This is a genomic window from Holdemanella sp. DFI.5.55, from assembly GCF_020593575.1.
Taxonomy (GTDB): Bacteria; Bacillota_I; Bacilli_A; order Erysipelotrichales; family Erysipelotrichaceae; genus Holdemanella; species Holdemanella hominis.
Genome location: NZ_JAJDMK010000107.1, coordinates 1 through 4778, shown reverse-complemented (window position 1 = coordinate 4778; position 4778 = coordinate 1). Strand labels below are relative to the sequence as shown.

The following is a 4778-nucleotide window of genomic DNA, read 5'->3' as shown; positions in this document are numbered from 1 at the left end:
CCATCCAGACAATAGTATCTGGATGGTTCGTCATTTCTTAACTTAATGACATTGGGAACTAACTTCTTTTTTTGTCGTTTACCTTTTACAAAATCTTCTAAGTTATCATAGGGTTGTTGTCCTATTAAAGTATCTTTTAGTTTATGATTACTAAAAGATAAAATAGTGAGAACATATTCTATGTTATATTTTTTTTGCTAAAATATATAAACTTAATAAAATTAATAAACCTATAATAACCTGGAGAAAACGATTAGCAGAAAATAAATCAATATCAAAAATATAAAGTATTGATATGATACTTAGAAAGATAATTGCAAATTTTTTTTTCATTGAGTCCTCTCTTTTTTCATGTTCAGTTATTGAACATCTTTATGTACTACTTGAATTATATTATGAACTTTTCAAAAGCAAACGTCCGAGACTTAGCAAAAGCTAAGTACGAGGACACGTACTTATTGACTATCTTTGAATTATATCATGTATTTTAGAGCATTAATAGACTATGTTTTTAAATTTATACTCGTTAAAATTTCTATATAAAGATACATAAAGAATGAAAAAGGAGCTTTGATACAAATGGACGGTATAGTGGCTTTTATAGTTGGGACACTTATTGGAGTAGCTATTCATAGCTACATAAAAAAAAGAAAGGAATAGGACTAATGTCCTCTTTATAATAATTCTTTTTCTTTTAAGTCTTTTAAGATAGGACTTGTAATATAGGATGTGACGTTACGTGCTTCAGATCCAGCAGCATCCTTCACTTTTTCTTTCAAAAAGCTGACAGAAAGGGGTTTAAGATACCAGATTATGTTATAACTTCGACTGGAGGTTGGCTTTATGAATTCAGACCTTCAAAGAGAACGCTTTTGTAATGCTTGGTTATTGTTTTATCTTTATGTACTCAGAATTTTTAACATTAGTAGTTTTGCTACTAATTATTCGAGAACTAAAGAAGTAACATAACCAAGACAAAACATTGCAGAAGTGAAAAAAAGAGAGGATTCCCGTCCTCTCTTTTCTCGTGTTCAGTTATTGAACATCTTTATGTACTACCTGAATTATATCATACTTTTTAGCGAATGCAATGCTCACTCATGATTAGGTGAAATATTATTGGCCCATGTATATTCGATTCGTGCTTTCAATATAGTTGTTTTTCCCTGTCATATTTTTTAATTGAAACTCTAAAATTATAGATTGTTTCAGGGAATATGATACTGATTTATAGCTTGAGAAAGTATTGTTTAAAACATACAAACTTAGTATATTAGATAGAATTATTTACTAAGTCAGTTATATTACATATGAAAAGTAACAAATGATACGTTTGATTGAAAATGAAATAAAAGTAGTATGAAAACGGTTACAGATATGCTAATATGAAATTAGAAAAGGAGGACATAGTAATATGACATTAGATTGGTTAGTTTACGTATTAGGTGTAGTAGCTGTTGTTTTCTTAGTTGGTATGTTCTTCAAGTATAAAAAGCACAATCGATATGCCGATAAATTTGAAGACACATATCCAGATGCAAAGTAAGATTATGAAAAAGAGACAGAGAAAAAAGAATAATAAGAATGTTTTTATTCCGTGTACTTGTGATGGAGTTCGTGTTTCAGATGAGCTTTCCTAAATGGTGATTCATTTCTATGGCTGTTCTACTTGCAGGTGGAGCTATCTATGGCTTTTATATTCACGATTATTTTCAAGCAATGATGTGTGTTGCAGATATTGTTTTTTTGTGTATGCGTATGAGCATTTTAATAAATAAATTCAAGATCATTCGATATTTCATTAAGAATGGAATATTCAATGAAGAAAAGGCAATTTAGATTTCTAAGTTTGATCATAATACAATAGAAGCTTTAGTACATTCTCAATTATTAGTATAAGTAGATGGTCGTGTATATTTGGATAAACCATTGTATGACTATAGATACAAAGAAAAATATATCTATTATGGAGAAATCATATTGTTGATCATCTTCTTAATATTTGCATTTCATGTGTCTTATTTAAAAACCACATTGTTCCGTAGGTGGTGATATGAAAAAGAATCGACTTCAAAGATTACAAGAGGATATGAATGAAGATCTTCAAAAATATTTAGATGAAGACTTATTGGATACAACTCCAAAAAGAAAGAAGGAATCTACTTTCTGGATGAAGTGTGTAGCTATATGTTTGTTATGCAGCTATGGAATTGCACAATTTCTAGGAAGAGTATTAGGTGATAAACAGGCAATAGTGCAATATGGACTTGCGGGTATAATCGTGATTTGTGCACTCGCTTTCTATATTTGGCTACGAAGAAAGTATAGGTAATGATTATGAATGATAAACAGAAAAACATTATTGATAAATTGAATAAGGATAATGAATCATTAAATCAAGGACATAAATCCATGGTGGAATATTCTAAAGGAATGATTTGTATAGGCTTATTTGTGGTGTGTTTCTTGATTTACTATTTTACGAAGAATATATTTTTTCTGCTTGGATTTTTATCATTTGAAATCTTTAATTTGATCTACGCAAAGAATGATAAGAAGAAGATTGGAATTGGTATTATAGTTGGAGTTGTAATCTATATTATTTTGGAATTGTGGATATAATCATATTGGAGTGAATCCAATATAAAAGATGGGCTGTTGCAGCATGTGTAACAGTACTTTTTGAATAGAAATTTAGTATTGAACGATTCATTGATTAATGTATTTTACGTAGGAAAACAACAAATGATACGTTTGAATGAAAATAAATAAAAAATGTATGAAAACGATTACAGACATACTGATATGAAATTAGAAAAGGAGGTGGACCTATGAAGAAGTATGCAGCGACATTGCTAAGTGTATTCTTGGTTTGTGGATGTTCGAATATAACACCAAATAATGAAAAAGTAGAGGTTAGTCAGGAAAAACTAGAGAATATGACAGCCTTATATACTGGTCTTGCAGAAGCGAATGAAACTATAGATAATAAGTCGAAGATTGGTGTATGGGCCTATTATGAGGATGGTACAAAAGAATTTATTACGGAAGGATGGACTGTCAAAGATCCTGTCACATTGGAGGCAGGAAAGACTTCAGAAGTTACTGTTGAATATCAGGGCTTAGAAAGTACGATTTCAGTGGAGTGTAGTGAAGTGGATGAAGCATCCTTTAAGGCGGAGTCACAATCACCGGATCAATCGGATTTAGAGGTTACACATTCTAAGTGGTATGGAAAGAAATTGACATATACAGGAAAAATCATAGCTCGTGTAGATGATAAAGATTTTAGAGGATACATGATCAATATCTTTGATGATAAGTCTCGTGTTTCTGTGCTTGATTTCAATAAAGAATTTGATTTTAAAGAAGGTCAAACCGTTACATTCTGGGCATATGGTCTTGGGCGTGTGGAATCCAAAGGATTGTTTGGAAAAGAGATAAGTTGTATTGCGTTTAAGGCAAAATATATGGAAGAAGTGTAATGACGTATAAAGAAAGTAAGGTGAAATAATATGTGGAATCGACAACAAGTTAAAGAACAAGCTAAACAAATCATGAAACGAAACTATTGGAAAATGTTTCTGGTTACGCTGATTGCAGGAATATTGAGTACTAATTATGTGACTTTTATTCAAGAAGTACAAGGTTTAGTACCTGATGTTGTATTGCCAAGTATGTTTTCTTCAATCCTTTCATTTTTATCAATGGAATCTATTGTAGGATTATTATTTTCTATCTTTATTGGCTTTGCCATTAGAGTCGGAGAACCATATTATTTCATTAAAAATCATTATGGAAATCCAGCGTTAAATGAAATATTTCAAGGCTTTAAAGGGAATTATTTAAATGTGGTAAAAATCATGCTTATCATGGAATTAAAAATAATGCTTTGGCTTTTATTACTTGTAGTTCCTGGAATTATAAAGGCGTATGAATATTCTATGATTCCATATCTATTGGCAGAAAATCCTAATATTACTACAGATGAAGCTTTCTCATTATCCAAACAAATGACGACTGGACAAAAGATGGATTTATTTGTCTTAGATTTATCTTTTCTAGGATGGTATTTTCTAGGCTTTCTTTGCTTTGGAATTGGAGCATTGTTTGTGAAGCCATACGATGTAGCTGCGTTTACAGAGGTATATTTGATTCTAAAAGAATCTGTAAAGAAAGATGGATACTAGTACCGATAATCTAGGAGATATTTTTATGAATGATACAAATAGATACACTCATTATTTAGTTTTATTTCTTTGTTCTATGATTATTCCTGCAATGAATACATCTGCAGTATCAATAGCACTTTCGAATAATATCGTAGATTTAATTTTTTATATCATTGATTTTGGAGTATTTGGATGGGGTATTAAACGGTTAAAAGAGAAGGATGAACACCCTATTGGTATTATATTGGCTGTAACAGCTATAGAGGATTTAATCATAAGTTTTATGTGCAATATTACTTTTACTACATATATTGTTCAGGCAGTTGTGATTATTGTATATGCGGTTTATTTAAATTATAAGAAATAGAATAATTAAATCACGCAATAAGAAAAGCAGGAATCTATTTCCTGGAAGAAATTGCTAGTGTGTGGTTATGGGTTGTTTCAACTTTTAAGAAGATTGTTGGAATGGGTACTGTAGTTGGAGTTGTTCTATATGTTCTTATAATGCTTTTATGCAAGTGGTAATTTAGTTGATAATAAGAGGAAATGCCTATGAAAAAGAAAGTAATGATTATTGGTTGTATATTACTGGCTTTGATCCTA

Annotated in this window: 7 protein-coding genes; all 7 read left to right on the top strand. The window is 30.4% G+C overall.

Annotated elements, in window-relative coordinates:
- Positions 1–1414: 1414 nt before the first annotated feature.
- The 7 genes from LJE08_RS15165 to LJE08_RS12685 all read left to right on the top strand — a co-directional run bounded on the left by LJE08_RS15165 (position 1415) and on the right by LJE08_RS12685 (position 4539).
- Complete coding sequence (locus LJE08_RS15165; protein ID WP_255650353.1) at positions 1415–1546, top strand: hypothetical protein; 132 nt, start codon at positions 1415–1417, stop codon at positions 1544–1546.
- Positions 1547–1656: 110 nt separating this feature from the next.
- The gene (locus LJE08_RS12710) at positions 1657–1839 is read left to right on the top strand and encodes a hypothetical protein (RefSeq protein WP_227403415.1); all 183 of its coding nucleotides are present in this window, start codon (positions 1657–1659) and stop codon (positions 1837–1839) included.
- Between the two features lie 214 nt (positions 1840–2053).
- The gene (locus tag LJE08_RS12705) at positions 2054–2332 is read left to right on the top strand and encodes a hypothetical protein (protein WP_117925325.1); all 279 of its coding nucleotides are present in this window, start codon (positions 2054–2056) and stop codon (positions 2330–2332) included.
- Between the two features lie 5 nt (positions 2333–2337).
- The gene (locus tag LJE08_RS12700) at positions 2338–2622 is read left to right on the top strand and encodes a hypothetical protein (RefSeq protein WP_147346781.1); all 285 of its coding nucleotides are present in this window, start codon (positions 2338–2340) and stop codon (positions 2620–2622) included.
- Positions 2623–2831: 209 nt separating this feature from the next.
- Positions 2832–3485, top strand: coding sequence for a hypothetical protein (locus LJE08_RS12695; RefSeq protein WP_227403414.1), 654 nt, complete (start codon positions 2832–2834; stop codon positions 3483–3485).
- A 30-nt stretch (positions 3486–3515) separates the two neighbouring features.
- On the top strand, positions 3516–4190 hold the full coding sequence (locus LJE08_RS12690; RefSeq protein WP_227403413.1) for a DUF975 family protein: 675 nt from the start codon (positions 3516–3518) through the stop codon (positions 4188–4190).
- Between the two features lie 25 nt (positions 4191–4215).
- Positions 4216–4539, top strand: coding sequence for a hypothetical protein (locus LJE08_RS12685; protein WP_227403412.1), 324 nt, complete (start codon positions 4216–4218; stop codon positions 4537–4539).
- The last annotated feature ends 239 nt before the right edge of the window (positions 4540–4778 follow it).